This is a genomic window from Agrobacterium sp. SUL3 (assembly GCF_001263295.1).
In the GTDB taxonomy this organism is placed as follows: domain Bacteria; phylum Pseudomonadota; class Alphaproteobacteria; order Rhizobiales; family Rhizobiaceae; genus Agrobacterium; species Agrobacterium tomkonis.
Genome location: NZ_KQ414502.1, coordinates 1 through 21,115 on the forward strand (window position 1 = coordinate 1; position 21,115 = coordinate 21,115).

General features: G+C 61.7%; 23 protein-coding genes, 1 tRNA gene and 3 pseudogenes. 13 read left to right on the plus strand and 14 right to left on the minus strand.

Annotated features, from left to right (window positions below; all coding sequences use genetic code 11):
- Positions 1–147 precede the first annotated feature (147 nt).
- Together AKG12_RS31280 and AKG12_RS11130 are read left to right on the plus strand one after the other, a co-directional pair.
- Positions 148–570, plus strand: a pseudogene (locus AKG12_RS31280) (HEPN domain-containing protein); the annotation flags it as partial.
- Between the two features lie 138 nt (positions 571–708).
- Positions 709–957 carry an RNA polymerase sigma factor gene (locus AKG12_RS11130; protein WP_197283317.1) on the plus strand — a complete coding sequence of 83 codons (249 nt, stop codon included), beginning with the start codon at positions 709–711 and terminating at the stop codon, positions 955–957.
- Positions 958–1,270: 313 nt separating this feature from the next.
- Here AKG12_RS11130 and AKG12_RS11135 read toward each other — a convergent pair whose 3' ends face one another.
- A complete protein-coding gene (locus AKG12_RS11135) occupies positions 1,271–1,924 on the minus strand; it encodes an NADPH-dependent F420 reductase (protein WP_052818847.1) in 654 nt (217 codons plus the stop codon).
- A 19-nt stretch (positions 1,925–1,943) separates the two neighbouring features.
- On the minus strand, positions 1,944–2,657 hold the full coding sequence (gene bdcA, locus AKG12_RS11140; protein WP_052818848.1) for an SDR family oxidoreductase: 714 nt from the start codon (positions 2,655–2,657) through the stop codon (positions 1,944–1,946).
- 71 nt (positions 2,658–2,728) lie between these two features.
- Here bdcA and AKG12_RS11145 point away from each other — a divergent pair, with 71 nt between their 5' ends.
- Positions 2,729–3,322 (plus strand): TetR/AcrR family transcriptional regulator, encoded by a 594-nt coding sequence (locus AKG12_RS11145; RefSeq protein ID WP_052818849.1) that lies wholly within the window; start codon positions 2,729–2,731, stop codon positions 3,320–3,322.
- Positions 3,323–3,342: 20 nt separating this feature from the next.
- On the opposite strand, the gene AKG12_RS31005 is transcribed toward AKG12_RS11145, so the two are convergent.
- Complete coding sequence (locus AKG12_RS31005; protein WP_245327302.1) at positions 3,343–4,101, minus strand: MFS transporter; 759 nt, start codon at positions 4,099–4,101, stop codon at positions 3,343–3,345.
- An 8-nt stretch (positions 4,102–4,109) separates the two neighbouring features.
- On the minus strand, positions 4,110–4,631 hold the full coding sequence (locus AKG12_RS11155) for a DM13 domain-containing protein (RefSeq protein WP_350639735.1): 522 nt from the start codon (positions 4,629–4,631) through the stop codon (positions 4,110–4,112).
- A gap of 605 nt (positions 4,632–5,236) precedes the next feature.
- Between AKG12_RS11155 and AKG12_RS11160 the strand changes: the two genes are divergently transcribed.
- The 8 genes and pseudogenes from AKG12_RS11160 to AKG12_RS11195 all read left to right on the plus strand — a co-directional run bounded on the left by AKG12_RS11160 (position 5,237) and on the right by AKG12_RS11195 (position 10,344).
- Positions 5,237–5,842 (plus strand): sulfite oxidase-like oxidoreductase, encoded by a 606-nt coding sequence (locus AKG12_RS11160; RefSeq protein WP_052818850.1) that lies wholly within the window; start codon positions 5,237–5,239, stop codon positions 5,840–5,842.
- Positions 5,835–6,578 carry a ferredoxin reductase gene (locus AKG12_RS11165; protein WP_052818851.1) on the plus strand — a complete coding sequence of 248 codons (744 nt, stop codon included), beginning with the start codon at positions 5,835–5,837 and terminating at the stop codon, positions 6,576–6,578. Before AKG12_RS11160 ends, AKG12_RS11165 begins: the two co-directional genes overlap by 8 nt.
- Positions 6,579–6,646: 68 nt before the next feature.
- Positions 6,647–7,912, plus strand: a complete 1,266-nt coding sequence (locus AKG12_RS11170; protein ID WP_052818852.1) for a thiolase family protein — start codon at positions 6,647–6,649, stop codon at positions 7,910–7,912.
- 52 nt (positions 7,913–7,964) lie between these two features.
- Positions 7,965–8,237 carry a glutaredoxin 3 gene (gene grxC, locus AKG12_RS11175; protein ID WP_052818853.1) on the plus strand — a complete coding sequence of 91 codons (273 nt, stop codon included), beginning with the start codon at positions 7,965–7,967 and terminating at the stop codon, positions 8,235–8,237.
- Positions 8,238–8,303: 66 nt separating this feature from the next.
- Positions 8,304–8,585, plus strand: coding sequence for a DUF427 domain-containing protein (locus tag AKG12_RS11180; RefSeq protein WP_052818854.1), 282 nt, complete (start codon positions 8,304–8,306; stop codon positions 8,583–8,585).
- Between the two features lie 166 nt (positions 8,586–8,751).
- The gene (locus tag AKG12_RS11185) at positions 8,752–9,018 is read left to right on the plus strand and encodes a hypothetical protein (RefSeq protein WP_052818855.1); all 267 of its coding nucleotides are present in this window, start codon (positions 8,752–8,754) and stop codon (positions 9,016–9,018) included.
- A 198-nt stretch (positions 9,019–9,216) separates the two neighbouring features.
- Positions 9,217–9,711: pseudogene (locus AKG12_RS11190) on the plus strand (Dps family protein).
- 54 nt (positions 9,712–9,765) lie between these two features.
- Entirely contained in the window at positions 9,766–10,344 is a 579-nt protein-coding gene (locus AKG12_RS11195; RefSeq protein WP_218142126.1) for a peptide-methionine (S)-S-oxide reductase, read from the plus strand.
- Here the strand turns inward: AKG12_RS11195 and AKG12_RS11200 are convergent.
- The 5 genes and pseudogenes from AKG12_RS11200 to AKG12_RS11220 all read right to left on the minus strand — a co-directional run bounded on the left by AKG12_RS11200 (position 10,298) and on the right by AKG12_RS11220 (position 13,678).
- Complete coding sequence (locus tag AKG12_RS11200; RefSeq protein WP_052818857.1) at positions 10,298–10,930, minus strand: class I SAM-dependent methyltransferase; 633 nt, start codon at positions 10,928–10,930, stop codon at positions 10,298–10,300. The genes AKG12_RS11195 and AKG12_RS11200 overlap by 47 nt on opposite strands.
- 108 nt (positions 10,931–11,038) lie before the next feature.
- Positions 11,039–11,452 (minus strand): nuclear transport factor 2 family protein, encoded by a 414-nt coding sequence (locus tag AKG12_RS11205; RefSeq protein ID WP_052818858.1) that lies wholly within the window; start codon positions 11,450–11,452, stop codon positions 11,039–11,041.
- 84 nt (positions 11,453–11,536) lie between these two features.
- Positions 11,537–12,135, minus strand: a pseudogene (locus AKG12_RS11210) (NADPH-dependent F420 reductase).
- A gap of 27 nt (positions 12,136–12,162) precedes the next feature.
- Positions 12,163–12,930 (minus strand): SDR family NAD(P)-dependent oxidoreductase, encoded by a 768-nt coding sequence (locus AKG12_RS11215; RefSeq protein ID WP_052818859.1) that lies wholly within the window; start codon positions 12,928–12,930, stop codon positions 12,163–12,165.
- 13 nt (positions 12,931–12,943) lie between these two features.
- Positions 12,944–13,678 carry an SDR family NAD(P)-dependent oxidoreductase gene (locus AKG12_RS11220; protein WP_052819068.1) on the minus strand — a complete coding sequence of 245 codons (735 nt, stop codon included), beginning with the start codon at positions 13,676–13,678 and terminating at the stop codon, positions 12,944–12,946.
- Positions 13,679–13,906: 228 nt separating this feature from the next.
- On the opposite strand from AKG12_RS11220, the gene AKG12_RS11225 reads away from it, so the two are divergent.
- A complete protein-coding gene (locus AKG12_RS11225; protein ID WP_052818860.1) occupies positions 13,907–14,800 on the plus strand; it encodes a LysR family transcriptional regulator in 894 nt (297 codons plus the stop codon).
- Positions 14,801–14,885: 85 nt separating this feature from the next.
- On the opposite strand, the gene AKG12_RS11230 is transcribed toward AKG12_RS11225, so the two are convergent.
- Positions 14,886–14,970, minus strand: a tRNA-Leu gene (locus AKG12_RS11230).
- Between the two features lie 493 nt (positions 14,971–15,463).
- On the opposite strand from AKG12_RS11230, the gene uppQ reads away from it, so the two are divergent.
- On the plus strand, positions 15,464–16,114 hold the full coding sequence (gene uppQ / locus AKG12_RS11235) for a polysaccharide biosynthesis GNAT family N-acetyltransferase UppQ (RefSeq protein ID WP_052818861.1): 651 nt from the start codon (positions 15,464–15,466) through the stop codon (positions 16,112–16,114).
- Between the two features lie 52 nt (positions 16,115–16,166).
- Here uppQ and AKG12_RS11240 read toward each other — a convergent pair whose 3' ends face one another.
- From AKG12_RS11240 to AKG12_RS11255, 4 genes are all read right to left on the minus strand, one after another.
- The gene (locus AKG12_RS11240) at positions 16,167–17,438 is read right to left on the minus strand and encodes a GNAT family N-acetyltransferase (protein WP_046801862.1); all 1,272 of its coding nucleotides are present in this window, start codon (positions 17,436–17,438) and stop codon (positions 16,167–16,169) included.
- A gap of 8 nt (positions 17,439–17,446) precedes the next feature.
- Positions 17,447–18,862, minus strand: a complete 1,416-nt coding sequence (gene uppV / locus AKG12_RS11245) for a Wzx-type polysaccharide biosynthesis protein UppV (RefSeq protein WP_052818862.1) — start codon at positions 18,860–18,862, stop codon at positions 17,447–17,449.
- Positions 18,863–18,919: 57 nt separating this feature from the next.
- Positions 18,920–20,122, minus strand: coding sequence for a glucans biosynthesis protein MdoC (gene mdoC / locus AKG12_RS11250; protein WP_080842823.1), 1,203 nt, complete (start codon positions 20,120–20,122; stop codon positions 18,920–18,922).
- Positions 20,123–20,203: 81 nt separating this feature from the next.
- Positions 20,204–21,097 carry a DMT family transporter gene (locus AKG12_RS11255; RefSeq protein ID WP_052818863.1) on the minus strand — a complete coding sequence of 298 codons (894 nt, stop codon included), beginning with the start codon at positions 21,095–21,097 and terminating at the stop codon, positions 20,204–20,206.
- Between the last annotated feature and the right edge of the window lie 18 nt (positions 21,098–21,115).

A 21,115-nucleotide genomic window follows, 5' to 3' on the forward strand; every position in this document is an offset into this window, starting at 1 on the left:
AGCCCCATCACAGATGGGGGTCCCGTTTGGATGCCGATCACCCCATTTGCGGGGTCCTTATTCCATGCTTAATCACAGCTCGATGTAGTTGCACAGGCCGACCGCCACCGAGCGGAAGGCTTCGCGCTTGTTGCCGAGTTCCTCGGATCAGCGAAGCTGTCTGCCGCGAATGGCTGGTTCCGGAAGGCCGCGTTCGACCTGCATCAAGCCACCGAACGACTCTACAATATCGCCTTGTTGGTGCTCCTAGGGCGCACCCCACACACCCATAACATCGTCGACCTGCGGAAGCTTGCCGAGTCTGCGAGTGAGCAGCTTCGCGTCGTGTGGCCGACTGAGACCAAAGAAGATCGCAGGTGCTTTGAGCTGCTTCGTGCTGCCTATAACAAGTCCAGATATAACCGGCACTATCGGGTCGCTGCCAGCGAAGCTGCTTGGATGATCGAGCAGGTCGAGTATTTGTCCGACCTCGTCAACGACGCGTGTGACAGGTGGATCGACGGATTAAACAGTTCCCGGGACCAACTCGTGAAGATCCCTACGACAGACGGGGCAGATGATCGGCGTTAGGGAACCAGCGAGGCTGTCGACCGAGACAATTTCAGGGGTGAGCAGACCGCGGTCGATAGCGAACGCCCGCAAATTCACAACGCGGGAGATGTGAACATGCGGAGACGAAACTTTCGGACACCCTTTACGAGACAGCGATTGTCGCAGGCAGAAGTGGAATTCCAGGCACCGCAGGAGGCGATCAATTGCGACCAGCGCAAACTCCTTACCGCCGTCACCGCTCTGCCCGAGCCTATGAGGGACGTTTTCTTACTCAACAGGATTTCAGGGCTTTCATACGCTGAGATCGCACATCACCTCGACCTTGATATCATTATGGTGGAGAGCAGGCTTAGCGAAGCGCTCATTGCACTAGACCAAGCTGTCTTCTCCGAAGCCTCTGGCTAGGTGCATCACGGACTAGGATGGTGCGGCTGCAATCTGTCGATGGCGAGCCGCGCTTCAATCGCTAGCGGTCGCCTCTGCGCCAGCAGCGGTCATTACCGACTTGGTTGAAAGGCGATATTCCGCTCTTCACACAGACCCCGGTTTTCAGTCGAACACCGTAGGCCTTGTCGGCGTGATCGCGGATCGCTGCTGGCCTCTCGGCGATACTGACCGCGGCAGGCGCAGACCGACATGAACGTGATGCCCGGCGAGGGCGAGAACGGCGAAGACCTCGTAGGCATAGGGCGCTGTGGTCGGGCAGAGGCCGCCTGCCCTATCTCGGTGGGAGCGGTGTCGCCTTGGCAAGGTTAGCAACCAGCTCGGGACGCGTTTGATGGTCGTGCGCGTGCCATGCGGGCTGACCCGGACCGCTACGCCAGGACTCGCTAAGCGGGCTGTTGTCCGCCGTGTCGAAGCCGAACTGGTCGTACAGTCGCGTGACCAGCGCCACCGCTTCGGGATAGTCGCTCGACACCGACAGCGCGTGCCGCCCCGGCGTGCCAGCGGGCCGCGCCGACAGCAACAGGCGCGGCGCCTGGATATGCGTGAACGCCTTCGCGACCTTGGACGTTGGCAGCTGGTCCTGCCGCAGTTCGTGCTCGGTCTTCGCGCCGGTATCGACGAGGGCATAGCGCCCGTCGCGCCACGGCATATAGTTGTTGGTGTCGAGCACGATCTTGTTCGCCAGTTGCGCCACGGGCATGTCGTTGACCAGCTTGAGCGGGACCGCGATCACGACGAACTCTCCCGCCTCCGCCGCACCGGCAGCGGTCGCGGCGCGGGCAGACGGCCCGAGCTCCGCGACCAGCCCGGCCAGGGTTTCGGGCCCGCGCGAGTTGGCGATGACCACCCGATAGCCGTTGGCGATGGCGGCGCGGGCAATCTGGCTGCCGACCTCGCCTGCGCCGATGATGCCGATGGTGGTCATCGGCGTTCGCGCCGCCGGATCAGGCACCGAACGCGCCGTCGATGGTGTGCATGGCGCCCGTAACGAACCCCGCCTCCTGGCCGGCGAGCCACGCCACCATGCCCGCGACTTCCTCCGGCCGGCCGTGGCGCTTGATCGCCATGAAGCCGTGCAGCAGCTCCTTCATGGGTCCGTCCGCCGGATTGGCGTCGGTGTCGATCGGGCCGGGCTGCACCACGTTAATCGTGATCCCGCGGGACCCGAAGTCGCGTGCCAGCCCGCGCTCCATCCCTTGCAGCGCAGACTTGCTGAGCGCGTAGGAGGACATGCCGGGAACGGGCATCCGGTCGCCGTTCACCGATCCGATGACGATGATCCGGCCGCCCTGGGGCATCTGGCGCGCGGCCTCGACCGAGGCATGATAGGGCGCGTGGATATTGATCCGGAACAGCCGGTCGATTGCGTCCGGATCCTGCTCCAGCGCATCGCCGAAAACACCGATTCCGGCATTGACGACCAGCACGTCGAGCGCGCCACTGTCCTTCACGCGCGCGATCACCGCGTCGCGATCCGCGCTGTCCGTCTCGACAGCAGTGCTGCCCGTTTCGGCCGCCAGCGCGTGGGCCGCGTCACGCGAGCCGGAATAGGTAAAGGTCACATTCGCGCCATCGGCCACAAAACGCCGAACGATCGCCGCGCCGATCCCCCGACTGCCACCCAGCACGAGAACGGATTTCGCCTCAAACGCACCCATCGGACTCTCCTTGATCAATAACTTACGACCCGCTACATAAACGGTTCGAAACATTCGTCAAGGTATTTGTAGTGGCTCAAACAAAAATACGCCGTGCACGAGGCAGACCGCGCCTGTTCGACCCGGACGAAGCGGTCGCGACCGCCCAGCGGCTGTTCCATTCGCGTGGCTACGATTCCGTCAGCATCGCGCACCTGACCCAGGCGATCGGGATAAACCCGCCGAGCTTTTATGCCGCCTTCGGCAGCAAGGCCGAGCTCTACAGCCGCATTCTCGATCGCTATGCCGGCACCGGCGCGATCCCGCTGTTCGATCTGCTGAAAGCCGATCTCCCGGTCGCGGAATGCCTCGTCGCGGTGCTGGAAGCGGCGGCGCGGCGCTATGCCGCCGATCCGGACGCGGCGGGATGCCTCGTTATCGAGGGGGTGCGCTGCACCGACCGCGAGGCACGCGAGGCGGCCGGAACGTTCCTTGCGGCGGCGGAGGGGGCGATCCATCGCTTCGTCGCCGCGCGCCATCCCGATCAGGCCGAGCGCGTGACCGACTATATGAGCACCGTCATGGCCGGCCTGTCCGCCAGCGCTCGCAACGGGCACGATCTCGATCGCCTGCTCGCCGCCGCCCGGCTCGCCGGGGCTGGTCTTGAGCAGGTGGTTCGCGGTTAATCTGCAAACTCGGCAAATGATCAGGACGTTATCGACCGGAAAGGTTGGTCGCGAACACCGCGTCGCGCTGCCGCTTCAGCGTTTGCGTGCCATCCGACTTGGACACCTGGATATGGCCGATGGGCAATGCGCACTCCTCCAGAAAAGACTGAAAGCTCCCGGGCACTGCGGCTTATCGTGCGGACGCGAAGCTGACATGCTGAAGGTCCGAAACGAGTCAAAAGCGGCCAATGGCCGGGATCGAACATTCCGTGGTGCGGGTGGCCGGGGTCGAACCGGCACTCCTCTCGGAACTGGATTTTGAGTAACGCCTGCCCGATTGCCCATGAGCCCATAGAGACAACTCCGAATATCGACAGGAGCTGCCCGCGCGTGGATGGCAATGCGTGGGCGTTGAGCCAACTCTCCGTTGCGAGGATCATGCCCGCGTAGGCGAAGCCGGTAATCAGGCGAAGCGGCATCCAGGCGATCGGCTCCACGAACGCCACATGGAGAAGGGCGGTCATCGAGGCAATCGCCGCGAAGCCGGCGAAGGTTCTGACATGTCCCACGGAGACGATGATCGGTGGCAACACGAGCGCGCCGATCGTGAAACCCGCGAAGTAGAAGGACATCATCGCGCTGATCGCGCCGGTCGAGAACCCCTCATGGCCGGCTCTCACGATCAGGAGCGTGCTCAGCAGGCCATTGCCCAGCAGCAGAGCGGCGACGCTCAGCAGCAGCGCCGCCACCGGCGCGAGAACGAGGCCGCGCTTGCCCGCCGACCTCATGGTATCCATCGCCGGGCTCATTCTCGGGCCTGACGTGAGGGTTGATACTCTGCCGCACTGATGAACTGGTCGAATGCTTCGCACCAGATGACGACCGTGTTGTAGTCGCGGACATCGATGCCGGCAGGCACCTCGACGATGAAGCCGTTGAACGTCTTCACGTCGCCCACGCGGACTGATCTGTCCTTGATCAGGAGAAAGGCCTCCTTCGTGTCGACGAAACGTGGTGCGAGGTAGAGCTTGTAGTCGGGACCAGGGGCGAGGCGCCCGATATGGGCGATACGGTCGCGCGAGACCCGGATCTCGCCTTCCCCCCAGTGAAGCAGGTCGCTGCCTTTGAGATCGCGGGCCAGACGCCCTGCGTAGAGCGTCTCGGCTGAGATGGTCCGCAAGGCCGCCGCGTCCGGGGCCTGGGGAGCGGTCAGGATCGGCAGCGTGTAGACACCGCCCGCGAAGCCCATGGCGAGCATCGCGAGATGGGTGGCAATCAGGATGACCCAGCGCCGCATCGGGGGAACCTTGTAACCAACGGCTTTCATCAGTGTCTCCAGCTTTCTGTATCCTGAAGTCTTGATCGATCAGACCGAAAATTATTTCGAACTATACTCAGGATTTAAAGATTTCGCGTGGTCAGACTATGACGGTATGGGCGCAACATATCCAATAGCGGCACGACATAGTTTCCATACCTCTGAGCCGGATTCAGAAGATTATCGATAGTAGCGGTTTATTGCGGCTCGGCGGGTGAGATCCGGATTGAGGCGATAAGCGCCCAAGCGGTTGAGGATTCGACCTCTCAGCGGTAGCATTGGCAGGGGCGATCTCGCCCCCGAGCTCACACTACCGCTGGCAAGCCACGGCGTCCGGTCGAAATCCGCCAACGGAGATGCGCCTGTAGTGCCGCTGTAAGGCTATCAAAATTATAGCCACAGGGTATTGGGAAATCATGCCGGCCTGACGCTATAGTCTACACGCAATAACCACGACTCAAAATGATCCAACACTTTTCTATGCTAATAGAGCATCCGGTATCTGAGTTTGAGTGAATTGGCTCGTTCGGCGGTTGTGCGTGCAAAGGTCTTTTTTACAGAGTTCCGAGCTGAATCCGGTTCTGGTCTGTCGTGACAAGCAAGGAGGTTTCGCTATGGTCACCAGAGGTTTCACCGGCCGCGGTTCAGGCGGCGACCAGTCCGATCGGATTCCGCCAGGTCAGCATCTCGTGGAGAATTTCCCTGTTCTGACGGCCGGGCCAACGCCGAGCGTGGAGCCCTCCGATTGGAAATTCACCGTCAAGATCGGTCCGAAGCCCGTCAAAGTGTGGAACTGGAGCGAGTTCAACGCCCTACCCAAGACCAAGATGACCCGAGACATTCACTGCGTCACGTCCTGGTCCAAGCTGGATACCGCGTGGGAGGGCGTACTCGTAGAAGACATCCTTGTAGATGCAGGGCTCGATCGGCCCACCGATTTCGTTTTGGCGCACTGCTACGATAATTACTCGACAAACGTCCCGCTGGCGGATCTTCTCTCCGGGAAAGCGATGGTCGCCCTCAACTATGCGGGCAAACCGCTTCCCCGCGATCATGGAGGGCCGGCGCGTCTTCTGGTTCCGCACCTTTACTTCTGGAAGTCCGCCAAATGGGTGAACGCGCTGCAATTCACAACGCGTGACGAGGCCGGATTTTGGGAGCTGCGCGGCTATCACATCTACGGCGATCCGTGGCGCGAGCAACGATACACCAATGACTGAAAACGGCGCGCAAATCGCGTGGCAGCCATGCGTAATCGATGAAATCGTTCATCAAACCCCGAGTATCAAGAGCTTCTTCCTGCGGTTGAGCAAACCGTTCGCGCACATCGCAGGGCAGCACGTCGATGTCCGGCTGACCGCGCCCGATGGCTACAGTGCGATGCGCAGTTACTCGATCGCGTCTTCGGCAATCTCGTCTCCGACCGTCGAACTCGCTATCGAGCGCCTGCCGGATGGCGAAGTTTCGCCGTTCTTTCACGATGTCGCAGCGATCGGCGACGAAATCGAGCTTCGTGGTCCGCTCGGCGGCCATTTCCTATGGCCTGAACCTGCCATAGACCCAGTGCTGCTGATCGGGGCAGGCTCGGGCCTCGTGCCGTTGATGGCAATGATCCGGCAGCGCCGCGCGCTGGCCCAGGTCGTGCCGACAGCGCTGCTCCTGTCCGCACGAACCGCTGAGGACGTTCTCTTCTCAAAAGAGCTTCATTCCATCGAAGTCAGCGATCCGGCATTCGTCCTGGCGCTGGCAATTACGCGAGAGAAACCGATCCGCCCATCGGACTTTGCGCGACGGATCGACGGCGCGATGGTCCAGGAAATCCTGGCTCGGCTTCCCCGAAAGCCCACACAAGTCTTTGTTTGCGGGTCCAACGGATTCGTCAACATCGCGACCGAGGGCGCGCTGCTGGCCGGCCTAGACCCCTCCATTGTCAAAACCGAGCGCTACGGCGGCTAGCGGCGCAAGCTACTTCGCGTCCCGCCGATCGTGGACGTGCAGCCCACGGATTAATTTTGGAGATCATCATGAGCCGCTTTGCCGAACCCGTCTTCGTTGCCGCCGGCCTTCGGACGCCTTTCGGCCGCGGTGGAGGCGCGTTGGCTGCCTACGATGCCATCTCTCTGTCCGTGCCTGTCGTGCAGGCGATGGCGGCGCAGGCGGAGCCTGATCTCCTCGTCTGGGGAACCGTGATCCCAAACCTGGGCTGGAGCAACATTGCTCGCGAAACCTGGCTTGACGCCAAGCTAACTCCGAGTGTTCCGGCATTTTCCGTCGTCCTAGCATGCTCTACCAGCATGACGGCGACCTTCGCCGCGGCAGGGATGCTGGGCGGAGGAACGGACCTCACGATGGTCGGCGGGTCCGAAGTCATGAGCCGCCCGTCAATCGCCCTGACGGCCGAGGCATCGAAGCGGCTCACCGACCTCTTTGCGCAGGATGCGATGGCCGCGCTTGCCGCCCTCCAGTCTCTTACCCCACGCGACTACGTGCTTCCCACGAAGGGCTGGGCCAATCGGATCACCGGCAGGACGATGGGTGATCATATGGAAGAGACCGCTAAGGCTTGGCGAGTCTCGCGCGAGGCGCAGGATGATTGGGCGCTCAAGAGCCACCAGCGGGCAGTCGCTGGTTGGGAACGTGGCTTCTTCGACGATCTCGTGATTTCGCTGCCAGAGCTGGCGCGCGATGCGAACCCGCGCGCCGATACGTCGCCCGAACGGCTGGCCGCACTCAAGCCCGCCTTCGATCGCGACAGCGGGAGGGGAACCCTGACCGCTGGCAACAGCTCACCGATTACGGATGGAGCCGCCGGGTGTTGGATTGCCACCGAAGCCGGTGTGGCGAGACTCCCGGAGGGCACCCCCTACGCCCGGCTCGTCGACTACGAGATCTCTGCCGTCGATCTCCACACCGAGGGCCTGCTGATGGCGCCCTCCTATGGCATTCCGCGCCTGCTCGCGCGGCATCAACTCAGCTTCTCCGACATCGCACTCTGGGAAATCCACGAAGCCTTCGCAGCCCAGGTCCTGGCGAACGTCGCGGCCATCACCGATCGGGAGTGGGTGCGCGCGACAGCCGGTGTCCAGGCGGCTATGGGCGATTTCGACTGGGACCGCGTCAATCCCAATGGAGGCTCGGTCGCCCTGGGCCATCCGTTCGGCGCTACAGGCGCGCGCGACCTCAGCCAGGCGGTGAAGGAACTTTGGGCCATGCCGCCCGGATCGCGCGCAATCGTCAGCATCTGCGCCGACGGCGGTCAAGGCACAGTCGCCCTCCTCGAACGCGGCTGACGGTAGATCAACGCCATGACAGCGATCCGCTTCCAACTGTCGGAGACGCGATATGACAACTGATGTGCTGCTGTACAGCACGAATTGGTGCCCGTTCTGCCGCCGGGCGAAGACGCTCCTCAAGGAGAAGGGCGTGCAATGGAAGGAACTCGATATCGAGGCGGATCCGGTTCACCGGCAGGCCATGACGGAAGCGTCGGGTCGAAACACCGTGCCGCAGATCTTCATCAACGGCACGCATGTCGGTGGCTCCGACGAGCTTTTCGAGCTCGATGTCAGAGGCGAACTCGACAAACTCCTCGGGCGCACGCCGCGCGCCAACTGAGGGGGCGCGGCCCGGGCAGACACCCCATGACCCCGCGCCGGTTTTTGAACGGGAAAGGAGAGTCCGTTGGTCTCAGCTATCTGGAATGACGCCACCATCGCCACAAGCAACGAGACGGTCGTCGTCGAGGGAAACCACTACTTCCCACCGTCGGCGGTCGATTTTGGCCTGCTTGAGATGAGCCCGCACACGTCCGTCTGTCCGATCAAGGGCACCGCGCGCTACTTCCATGTTCGTGTGGGCGATGCGCTCAACGCGAACGCGGCCTGGACCTATCCCGATCCGACGCCGGAAGCCGAGGGCATTCGGGATCACGTCGCTTTCTGGAAGGGCGTGGACGTTGCATAGCAGACCGGTCAGGCGGCGGCTTCGCTGATGGCCCTGTGCAAGCGCCGGCATCTAAAATCTTCCGCCCATCCCGAAACGGCTCGGCTGAAGGACACTGCCCCGGGCCGTTCGGCGCCAACAGCGTCGAATCCTTGCGTCTCTGCCGGATCAAGACGGGTGGATTGAGATGGAGCATGCCGGGTTCGATGCCGCTTTCGCCAAGCTTGCGGAGGGATACAGCGAAGGCGCCTACGAAGGCCGGCGTTTCGGCCTGACTGTCCGGCGATCCGGGGATGGGCGCCGCAACAGCCTGTTCGCCAGGGAGTTGGCCGGGACCGACATTGTCAGCTTCAACCTCTACCGCGTTACGTCAGACAAAACCTTGCTGAAGCCGTGCGAGATGTCCGCCGAAAAGGTCGTGGCGTTCGTGCTGGATTTCAGACCGGCCCCCTGACGGGCAGGTGGCGGTCCCGGCCGACCGGTCCGCGTGCGACGCCCGCTCCCTACGACTGCGCAGGTCGCTCAAAGGTATCGAAACTATAGCCGCTGGTCATTGGACTTCGTCTGGCGATGAATTCATCTTCTATGCATCGCCATCCGTGGGGAAATCGGTGCTGGCTCCCGTGTAAGCCAGATTGAGAAAGTCTAAGCGATGACGAATAACAATTCCGCCACCCTTCCGACACCTTCTGATCTTGACGAATGCGCAGCGATGACTGTCGCCGACGCTCTGAAGATTATTCTCGCGAACAGCTTCGCGATCTACCTGTAGACAAAAAATTTCCACTGGCACGTCTCCGGACCCTACTTCAGGGACTATCATCTGCTTCTTGATGAGCAGGCCGCAGAGATCCTCGCCGCCACCGATGCGATCGCCGAGCGCGCGCGAAAGACGGGTAACACCACTATTCGATCGATCGGCGATATCGCGCGCCACCAGACCATCAAGGACAATGATGCTGAGTTCGTGACGCCGCAGGACATGCTGGGCGAGCTCCGCGCCGACAATCTCCACATGGTCGAGTCATTTCGCCGCGCAAAGGACGTCGCGGACAAGGCGAAGGATAATGCGACGTCCGGCCTTATCGATGCCTGGACGGACGAGGCTGAGCGCCGTGCGTGGTTCCTCTTCGAAATCAGCCGCTAGCACTGCGCAGGGCAAACCTACGTCAGGAATGACGTCTGGGCGTGGGAGGTGATGATGGCGAAGGCCGGCTTTGGAGGGGGATGCCATTGGTGCACAGAAGGAGTGTTCCAGGCGTTGCGCGGCGTCGCCCAGGTCGACCAGGGCTTTGTCCAGTCGGACGCGCCGGCAGATACCTGGTCAGAAGGGGTGATCGTCACCTTCGATCCATCGGTTGTTCCGTTGGCGACGCTGTCCGAGGTGCATCTCAGAACGCATTCCGCTGCCAGGGCCCGCTCACCTCGCAGCAAGTACCGCAGCGCGATCTACATCTTTGAAGAGAGCCAGCGGCCGGAGGCCGAACTGGCGATCGACCGCTTCACCGACGCGTCGGGCAAGCCGGTGCACACCCTGGTCCTCCCGTTTAAAGGTTTCAGGGCGTCGGACGAGCGTTACCAGAACTACTATCGAACCGACCCGAGCAGGCCCTTCTGCCGCCGCTACATCGATCCCAAGCTGGATCATATCCGACGGCACTTTTCGGAACTGGCGCTCCCTGAAGCGAAGCCGACTGTCGGGGAGATCGACATGAAGTCGGAGCCGGGGCCTGTCAGGGCTTCACGAACCGATAGGCGAAGCGATCGGTTTTGCCCTTGATCGAGGGATCGAACACCTTGATCGAGTGCGGATCGTCCTCGTTCGCGAGTATGGTGCTTACCGCGTCCAGCACGAAGCCGGCCGCCTCGACCTCCTCGCGGACGGACGCGGGATCGATCCGATGCAGCGACTGGGCGTCGCTCGTGCCCGACCCAGCGGCGGCGGCGTGGTCGACGATGACGTAGGACCCACCCGGCTTAAGCCGCTCGTAGACGGCTCGATTGAAGTTGGCCGCCGTCGCGCCCTTGTCCTGGATCAGCGCGGTGTGGAGATCGTGGTAAAACAGGTGCAGCCACAGGACATCCGCGGGCTGCGTGGCCTTCGGCATCGCCACGAGGTCCGCCGAGACGGCCTCGACGTTCTCTCGGCCCGGCTCCTTCGCAAGCGTCCGCATGCTGCCGACCGGATCGTTCTTGAAGTGGGCGACTTCGGCCGGCACGAAGCTGTAGACCCGTCCTTCGGGTCCCACGACGTCGGAGAAGAGGCGGGTCCAGTCGCCGTCGCCTGGGTAAACGTCGATGACGGTGCAGCCCGCATCGACGCGTGCGAACCGGATTAATTCGGATAGCTTGGATTGGTCGTACATCGGGCTCTCCTTTACGTTTGAGCAGTCGACGAGGGCGCGCGGGGTGCGAGAGGCGATGCAAGGCTGATCCACCGTATGTTCCGATGCGATGGCCGCAGATGGTCAGCGCTATGCCGGCCCGGACGCGTCCACCTGCGCGGCCCGAGCCAGTGCCTGCGTATCGACATATTCCCGGATGCTGGTCAGCCTGCCGTTTCGGACCGTGATGGCGAAGATCCAGTCATCCTCGAACGTTCTGTTCGTGGCCTTGATCTTCCCCCTGGCGAAACCGACGACCAGGACTCGATCTCCCTGCGCCACGAACTCTCGCGGTTCTGTGGACGTTTCTATCGACTTGGATGAGGTCTCAAGCAAATCCGCCAGCCCCGCATGTCCGCGGTGTATGCCGGCCAGCGGCCAGTCTTCGCCCGGGATGATCCACTCGATGTCTTCGGCGACTAGTGCCAGCAGTGCCTTCCTGTCGCCGCGGCCGATCGCGGCGAAGAAGTCCTTCACGGTCTGAACGTTCTTCTCAATGCTCATGGGAATTTCTCCATTTCGCACGGACCGCATCGCGCTCGATCCGATCCGTGCATCGTGCCCCTGCCGGTGGGTACGTCCTGTTCGTCAGCCGAACTTGACCAGGTCCTTGAAGATCAGATGACCCCAGCTATTTCCGTGCGCCTGGACGAGCAGCCCGCCTTCCGAAAGCCCGCCAAGCTTGATCGGTGCGAAGCCGAGATTTTCCGCGAGCGTACCGATTTGCGATGCAGCATTGTCGTCGTCGCTCGCCAGGAATACGACTCTTCTGCCACCATGTACGGCCGGGGACTGGTCGAGGACGGCCGCAACCAGATGGTTGAAGCCCTTGACCACTTTTGCTCCAGTGAAGGCCCGCGCGACGACCCTTGCGGACGGCTGTCCGCCCAGTTCCTCATCAGGCACGCCGTAGGCATTGGTCACGTCGACGATGATCTTCCCCTGCCAGGAGGGGAGCGCTTTCGCGACATCCGGGTGCGACTGGAAACGAACGGCCAAAAAGATACGTCCGCCTTGACCGCCTCCGCGAGCGTCGTGGGGGTGATCCCGGGTCCGATCGCCGTCGCTGCCGACGCGAAGCTTTGCGGGTCGCGCGTGGTGGCCACGGATACGGCGATGCCCTTGCGAGCAAACGCCTTGGCGAGGGTTTGGCCGATCTCGCCGAAGCCGATGATTGCGTAGTTCATATCATTCTCCTTTGATTTTCGGTGCTGTCAGAGCCTGTAGCCGCCGCTCGCCTCGATCGTCTGGCCGGTTACCCAATGGCCGTCATCGGACGCCAGGAACGCCACGACGGCGGCGATTTCCGAAGGCTCGCCGAAGCGTCCCAGCGCGATTTGGGCCTCGATTGCCTTTACGAGTTCGGGATTTTCTCGGAAGGCAGCATTCGCGTCTGTCCGCGTGAATCCCGGCGCGACGGCGTTCGCGGTTATTCCGCGCGGTCCCAGCTCGGACGCGAGCGCATGGGTCAGATTGTTGATGGCCGCTTTGGCCATCGAGTAGATCGGCGCGGCTGTCACCGGCTTCGTGGCGGCGGCGGAAGAGATGTTGATGATGCGTCCGCCATCGGCGAGACGACTCAGGGCGGCCTGAACGATGAAGAAGGGCGCCCGGGCGTAGACCGCAATCAGAGTGTCCCAACTGTCCGGCGTCGCGTCGTTGAAGCCGACCCAGCCGGCATTGCCAGCGTTGTTGACCAGAATGTCGAGGGCCTTGCTTCCGTTCCGCTTGGTGAACTCGTCGTCGAGTCTCTCGAACAAGGCCGGGACGGTCGCCGGGTCAACGAGGTCCGCCTGGATCGCGAACGCAGTCCCTCCAGCTTTCTGGATGGCCACGACCGCCTCGTCTGCGCCGGATTTGCTGGCGTTGTAGTTCAGCGCGACCGTCGCACCGTCCTTTGCAAGACGTTCGGCGATGGCGCGGCCAATGCCCCGTGATGCCCCGGTAACGAGAGCTGTTTTGCCCTTTAGTGATTGTGTCATTTTATTTTCCTCCTCAGAGTTGGGCCAGGCCGCCGTCGACGGCGACCTCGCTGGCGGTCATGAAGCTGCTGTCCGACGATGCGAGGAAGGCTGCCGCCGCCCCTAGTTCTGCCGGAGCGCCCATGCGCTGAAACGCAGTCATTGAGCCGTAGGCCTTCAGGCCGTCCTTACCGAGCGCCTCGGTCGCGAGTTCGGTCGCAATGGCCCCGGGCGACAGGACGTTTACCCGGATGCCGGTGCCCTTGAGATCCTCTGCCCAGGTCCGGGCTAGGTTGCGCACGGCCGCCTTGCTTGCGCTGTAGGCGGTGAACGCCGGGGCGCCCGTGGTGCCGGCGCTCGATCCGGTCAGGATGATCGAGCCGCCTTCGCCCATCAGCGGCAACGCCTTCTGGACCGTGAAGATCGTACCCTTCACATTGACGTCGAAGGTTTCGTCAATGTGCTTGGCGGTAATCGCGCCGAGCTTAAGCTGGCTGCCCACCCCGGCATTGGCGAAGACGATGTCGAGGATTCCGCGCTCGGCCTTGACCGCCGCGTAGAGCCGGTCGAGGTCGGCCTCATCGGAGACCGAGCCCGCCACCGCGCGGGCATTGGGCCCAAGCTCGGCTACAGCGGCGTCGAGCGCTTCCTGCCGGCGGCCGAATAGGAAGACGAAGGCGCCTTCCTCGATGAAGCGCTTCGCTGCGGCGCGGCCGATGCCAGTAGCGCCGCCGGTGATCACGGCGGTCTTTCCATTCAGTCTGTTCATGTCATGCATCCTTCGTTTCGCCGTGTCGGGTCTATGGCTGTGCGGGGAGGTTCCCCCAGACCCACAACATGGGTTCGCCGGAGGTAGGCGGTGAGTGCGGAATCGCGCACATCGGTGGTGCGAAAACGATCCGGCTAGCCCATAAAGCGCCACGACGATCGCGCGCCCTCTAGCTTACTGTGTTAGAATGAACTTCGGAAGCCGCGCCACGCGGCGCGGAAATGCACCATGATCGACTGGGATGACGTTCGCTACTTTCTTGCCGCCGCGCGCGGAGGCTCAGTGCGCGCCGCCGCCAAGCACCTGGGGGTGAACCACGCGACGGTGTTGCGACGCATCGCCCAGCTTGAGGGACGCCTGGGGGCGCAGATGTTCGAAAAGCTGCCTTCGGGCTACCGGTTGACGGAAGCGGGCGAGGAGGTCCTCGAACTCGCGGAGCAGATGGAAGCGTCGTCGAACCGGCTGGAGACGCGCGTCTTCGGTCGTGACCAGAGCGCGCGCGGGCTTTTGCGGGTGACGCTTCCACCGTTCGTCGCCACACACCTGCTCATGCCGGATCTCGCCGACTTCGCGCGTATGCATCCTGACATCGAGATGGAGATCTCGTCGTCCGGCGAGCTTGCAAACCTGACCAACCGAGAGGCCGACGTCGCGATCCGGATTGTCGCCGACCGCAAGACCCTGCCGCTCAATCTTCACGGCCTGAAGGGACCAGAGCTGTTCAGCGGCGTCTACATGTCTCGCGATCGACTAGCCGCGTGGCGTGCGGGCGCGCCGGATCCCATGCGGTGGATCGTCATAGACAATCATGGACTCCCGGTCTGGGCGCGCGAGGGAGAGGTTCACACCACGGGAGTTCCGTTCAGGACGCCGGACGCCGAGACGCAGATCGTAGCCGCGCAGCAAGGGATCGGGATGACGAAACTGCCGTGCTTCGTCGGCGATGCCGACGCTCTATTGGTGAGAGTGCCGGGCACCGACCTGCCCATGCACGGGACGCTCTGGCTTCTCACACAGGGGGAGACGCGCAAGACGAAGCGCGTGCGGCTCTTCACTGAGTTCGTATCCCGCAGGCTCGCCGCCTACGCGCCGCTTCTCGCGGGGCTCATATCGCACGATTGATACCCGGCAGGTCTCCGTCGAACGCGAACGACCCACCGCCGCCGGTCCGCCGCGATAGCCTGCTGAGTTTGACCTGATTTAAGAATGGTGCGGGTGGTCGGAATCGAACCGACACTCCTTTCGGAACCGGATTTTGAATCCGGCGCGTCTACCAGTTCCACCACACCCGCACATTTGCCGCCGATTCTAGCCGACGCTCTCTGCACCTATACTGCACCTAGAGCGAAAACCGAATATCGCCAGCCACTTTTCCTTCCTTCTCAAACCCCTGAAAACACGACGTTTTCAATTCATCGTGTTTTTCTGTGGATTGGTAGACAAACCACTTTTTGAGTGCGGCGCGTCTACCAATTCCGCCATTGGGGCAACGGTGGTAATGCCACGGCGTCTATCACGGCCGGGGCCATGCGTGCAACCCCAAAGCTGATTTATCCTTCTTATTTGCGCGTGTTTATGGCGGCTATTGCCTGGCTGTTCTGGCCCGGTAGTGAAGGGATGGTGAGGGTTCGTGGGTCCCGTATCGACACACCTGCAGTTGCAGGATTAACGTAATATTAGATACCTCTAACAAATTAGAATATACGCAATTACTAATTGAATTATGATGCCAGTGTGGAATTTCCACGCGGGGCGGGAATAGCCAGAACTCATAGGGAGGAAATTATGAGGGCGCTTTCTCGCAATTTATTACTGTCTGCCTGTCTCATCTTACCCATCAACGCGCATGCGCTGGATATCGGGATCGGCGGCGAAAACGGGGTGAATGCCAGTGTCGGCGGCAATGGCAGCGGTGGGCTCGGTGTCGATGCTTCCGTTGGCGGCAGCAATGGTGTCAATGCCAGTGCCGACGTTGGCGGTAGAAGCAGCGGCGGTTTGGGCGCGGATGTCAATGCGTCTGTCGGCGGCAGCAACGGGGTCAATGCGGATGTCAACGCATCCGTCGGCGGTTCCAGCGGCGTCAGCGCCGGTGTGGACGCTTCGGTTGGCGGCTCCAACGGCATCAATGCCAATGTCGGGGCCAATGTCGGCGGATCGAGCGGTCTTGGCCTTGGGGTCGGCGTCGGTATCGGCGGTTCGGGTTCCACCGGCACGCCGGGAAATCCAGGGAATCCTGGAATCCCGGGAAATCCGTCCAATCCCGGTAACCCGGGCACGATGTCACCCGGCGCGATGCGCAACGCCATCCAGGCCTATAACGATATGTCGCGAACCGAGCGGATCAGGCTCGCCCGCCGTTGTGCCGATATTCTGGGCGGCGGATATGATGCGGCGTTGACGCAATTGTGCAAGATGATCAGAACGGCGTCACGCTGACGCAAGTCTTGCCACGACGGTAATCCGAAGGACGTCCCGGCGTCCTTCGCGATTAATTACCCTTGCGTCCGAAGGAGAGGATTTTCTGGCGCAGGCTGCGGGCGAGGTTGCGGGTGTTGCGGTACATATCCACCTGCGTGGAAACCTGCCGCACGTCCCGGTCGCTGTTGTGTGTCAACCCGACAACCAATGTGCCCATTTCCTGCCGTTCCTGCCAGAAGCGGCTCATGATCGGATGATCGGGCACCGCACAGCTGTCGCTTCGCAGAATATTGGCATCGTCCAGATGCCAGTCAGTCAGTTTCTGCACCAGCAACTTGCCGGGCGAAAACTGCGCATAGTTCTCGTCAAAGGCTGTCTTCCACGTATAGGCCTCGCCAGCCGTCATGAAAACGATCATGGATGCGATCGCCGCGCCGTCGAGATCGATGGTGTGGATGCGCACGGCATCGGCTTCGGCCAGATTGGTGATCGCTTCGCGGGCGAAGGCGGCGCGGTAACGGTCGTTCACCAGCGCGGTGCGTTTGCGCCCTTTCCAGCCGCTTGCCTCCAGCGCCAGGAATTCCTCCATACGATATCGTACGTCCTTCGGCTGGCGGGTCACAGTGTAGGAGATGGCCCCAAGTTTTTCGAGCTGTCGCCATTGCCGGCGCATTTCCCGCAAATGGTGCGGCGCGAGCGAGCTGCGCAGATAGGCTTCGCCATCCAGAAGGCTTTCCAGCATCGGCCGCTGATAATTGCCAGTCGTCGTCACCGGCAGGTTGCGGCTGAGGGCGATCGCCCTGAACATGCGGGCGAAAGGTCCTTCAAGCCGCACATCCGGCAGCACGAGAACATTCGGCAGCCGCATTTCCCGGTCGGAAAGCGCGTCGAAAAGATTGTCGAGCGTTTCCGCAGCCCCCTCGGTATCGACCAACGGCGTGCCGAGCGGGCCGAAGGGATTGGCCCAGACGCGCAGAATGGAAGGCCCGATGGAGAAACCGGGCTTTTCAACGGTAAAGGGCATCAGAAAGCGCATGCGGCTTCGGGCGCCGTTTTCGTCGCGAATGAGGGCGAAGCGCACGGACTTGTCGTCGATACGCGGCATGGCCGGTGCCAGAAGCCGGCCGGTGAAGAAGACATTCGCTTCCATGACACGGTTGGACAGGAAGTCGAGTTCTTCCTGCATGTCGTAACCGAGCTGGCCCGGATAGATGCAGAATTCGCGGCCGTCGCGCCCAACGCGCCGGCTGCTGTCTGCCACGGGACGGTCACGCTCCGCCGACGCCATGAGCGCCGCGATGCGCGGGTCCTGAAAATCCGGATTCTTTGGGTCGCTGGACATGCTTATCGTTACACCGCCTTCCCAGTGTCTTGACCCGCCCGGGGATCGTTGAAGGCAAAAAGGACGATCCCGAGTGTGTGGCGAATGGCAATATGCAATAGCACAGCTTCTATGCACATGGCTATTGCGACCGCTGCCGCAGCCCCTGCCAGACCATAGACCGGAATGAGCGCCATGTTGAGTGCAATGTTGCAACCAAAGATAATAATATAAAGCGCGACGCACAATTTTTGTTTGCCGGCCATATTCAGCAAGGTTTCGCCCGGGCCGATCAGCGCTTTTGCCAGGAAGCCCGCAAAGAGGAAGAACATCAGCTGATAACCCTGAACGAAGCCGGGGCCGAACAATGACAGCAGGAATGGGCCGGCCAGAAGCACAACGCTGCCGACGGCAAGCGACGGCCAGAAGGCCCAGCGTGCCGCCTGGCTGGCAAAACCCGCAAGCCCCTGCCGGTCATTGGCGGAAATCAGGGCAGCCAGGCGTGGGGCTGCAGCCGCCTGCACGGAGAAAAACACGAATTGCATCAACACGATGGTTTTTGCCGCTGCGAAATAAATGCCGACCTGATCCGGCGGCAGATAGAGGCCGACGATCACCACGTCGGAATTGGTCATCAGGAAGCCGATACCGTCAATCAGGAACACGGGAAAGGCAAACCGCATCCAGTGGCTGAAATGGATCCGCCGGGCGGCGCTGCGGAAATTCCGGTTGAGCCGTCGGTTGAGGAAAGCGAAATGGAACAGCGTGGTGACATAGGTGGCGAGAAGCGCGGTGAGCATGGCCGTTGTCGCAGTTTTTTCTGCACCAAGCCCGATCGCCACCAGCATGAACAGCAATATCAGCACCGGGCGAACGATATAGGTGGGGCTGAGGGCCGAGATCGCCCAGCCATTGGCGCGCGCAGTGCCGTTCAGCACATCACCAAGCGCCACCATCGGCAGGGTGAAAAGCGCCAGTGCAACGGGAATGAGGTAATAGGCGGCGATACGCTCACCAAAGAAATACAGGAAAACAAAGCCGCAAAGCGCCAGCGTGCTGGCCGAAAGCATGGCGAAAATGCGTGCCGTTGAGGTCAGCCCCATGATCTTGTCATGGGCGTCCTCAAGACGATAGCCAGGTAAAAAGCGGATAACGGTGGTGTGGAAACCGAGGCAGGAGAGATTGCCGAACAGGATCACCAGAACCCACACAAAGGCGAAGAGGCCGTATTCGAACTCACCCATCAGGCGCGCCAGGATGATCTGGGAGATGAAGGCGATGCCGGCGCTGACGATGCGCACCGCAAAGGCAACCAGCGCCATGCGCTGAGCGCGGGAAACATCATCGCGTGCGGAAACGAGGACGGCGATTTTCGCTCCCAGCGGCGAGAGCTTCGCGCGCAGGCCTGCGGGTAAGGCTTTTTCGGCCGTGTTGAGGATAGCCATGATCCACACGCCATCATTTCCAGTTAAATAGGCAGCCGGATTGTAACCGCCTTATCCTTAACGAAGGGTTTGGGAGGTGGCGGCGCCTGTCCCGATGTCGTTTGCCGCCCGCGGCTTGCGGGTGCCGTTGAGAAGAAAAAGCGCAAGCGGACTGCGGCGTATCACCTGATGCAGCAGATAGGCCGTAGCGGTCGTCGCCGCGACGATGATTGTAAATTCGAGGAGGGGCGGCAGCGAGATCAGGATGAAAAGCGTGCCGAAAGCGTAAATCAGCGGGTGATGAAACAGGTAGATGGTGAAAGAGGCATCCGTCATCCGTCCGGCAATCCGGCTTGGCCTGTCGAAATAACGGCAGGCGAGGTCAATCAGCAGGCGGCTTGCCGCCACCGCCGCAATCGCCGAAACCAGCACGAGCATGGTCGAACTGGAAAAGGGATTTTGCAGCCGCAGCGTCACGGCTGTTGCGATGGCGCCGAAGGCGATAATACCGGTGAGGGCCCCCGTTTGGCGAAAGCGGTGAAAGAGAACCCGGTCGCGGTTCAACAGCGCCCCGATGAGAAAGAACGGTAGATAGCGCGCGTAGGGATCGGAGGCCCGTTCGTAGAGGCTAAACAGGCTATTTCCGGTTTTCCCCGCAAGCAGGCCTGAGCCATAGACCATCAGCTCCCACAGAACAGGCAAGGCGCAGAGCGCGACAAAAAACAGGGTCGGATAACCTGCCCGCGCCCTGCCGAACCAGTCTCTGGCATATGCCAGTGGCGGGCGTTCCGCGAGGAACAACAGGCCGGCAAGCAGGGCGGAATAGGCAACGAGGGCGGGCAGAAACCACAGATGCATGATCCATTGTTCGCTTGGGCGCAACAGACCCGGCAGGCTCTGCATCAGCCGATCGGCGGGGATATCACCCTTGGCGATGCCAGCCAGCTGCAGCAGGAAAAGTTGCAGCGGTCCCAGTATCAGCACGGCCACGATGAACGGCAGCCCAAGGCGCAGGAAACGCTGCCTGAGCCACGGCGCTTTGCCCTTCTTGCCGATGACCATGGCGGAAAAATAACCGGCCACCAGAAAAAACGCCGGCATGCGGAAGGTGACGAGCGCCGCGCCAAGTGCCGTCAGGACCGGGCTGGTCTCAAAATCCTTGATATCCCAGGGCAGGGCGTGGCTGTAGAGCAGGGAGGCGTGATAGGGAATGCCGAGCAGCATGAGGAGAGCCCGCAAGGGATCCCAATAATGCTCATAATCTGACTTGCCCGGTTGCATTTTCCCCTCGCGTCGCAAACGCGATCACGCGTGATCAGCGGTAGCCGCCACGACTATTAGTGGAAAACGCTAATAAACTCTTCATGCACCGGATGGCGTGGGCGGCGCTTTTTTCTTGGGCAAAAGGTCGAGCACGAGCGCGCAGCCCAAAATGATGATGCCCGCGCCCAAAAGCTGGGGAAGCGACAATGGCTCGTCCAGTACCAGAGCGCCGATAAGAACTGCCACGACGGTTACGGCAAATTCAACGCTGATGGTCTTCGTCGCGCCGATTCTGGAGACCAGCCGGAAATAGGTGATGTAGGTCAGGCCGCTCATGACCACCGCCTGTATCAAAAGGTAGCCGTAATCGATGAGAACCGGCGTTCCGGGCAATGGCACGGCCAGAAGAAGCGGCAGGGTCATCAGGCCGCCCGCCAGAAAGGAGCCGATGGTGATTTCCCAGGAGCCAACGCCTTTCAGGTAGCGGCTGGCATAATTGCTGCCATAGGCGGCGCAGATGCAGGCGGCGACAGCGGCGGCGCAGCCGATGATGAAACCGGTTGTGACGGGAACAGCGGGAAAACCAACGAGCAGGATGATGCCGGCAAAGCCGATGACAAGGCCGGCGACACCCTGTCGCGTCAGCCGCTCAAGCCCCCATATTTGCGAGATGAGCATGGAAAAAAGCGGGATTGTCGCCACCAGAATGGCAGCCATGGCGGTGCCGACCAGCGGTGTCGCATAAGAAAGGCCGATCAGCTGCCCGGCAACCGTTGTCGCTCCAACAACGGTGAAGGCACGCCAGCTGGCGGAAAATGCGAGTTTGCGGCGCGCGGCTCGCGCGATGAGAAAGAGGGTGGCGGCGGTGACAAGCGAGCGAAGCGTGACGGCACCGATCCAGCCGAAGGCCGCAACGACATGCAGAAGCAGCAGGAAAGACATTCCCCATGCGAGCGCGAGAAAAATATAGGCGGCGAGATCGCGAGGGGCCATGGAGCATTTCCGTCAAAA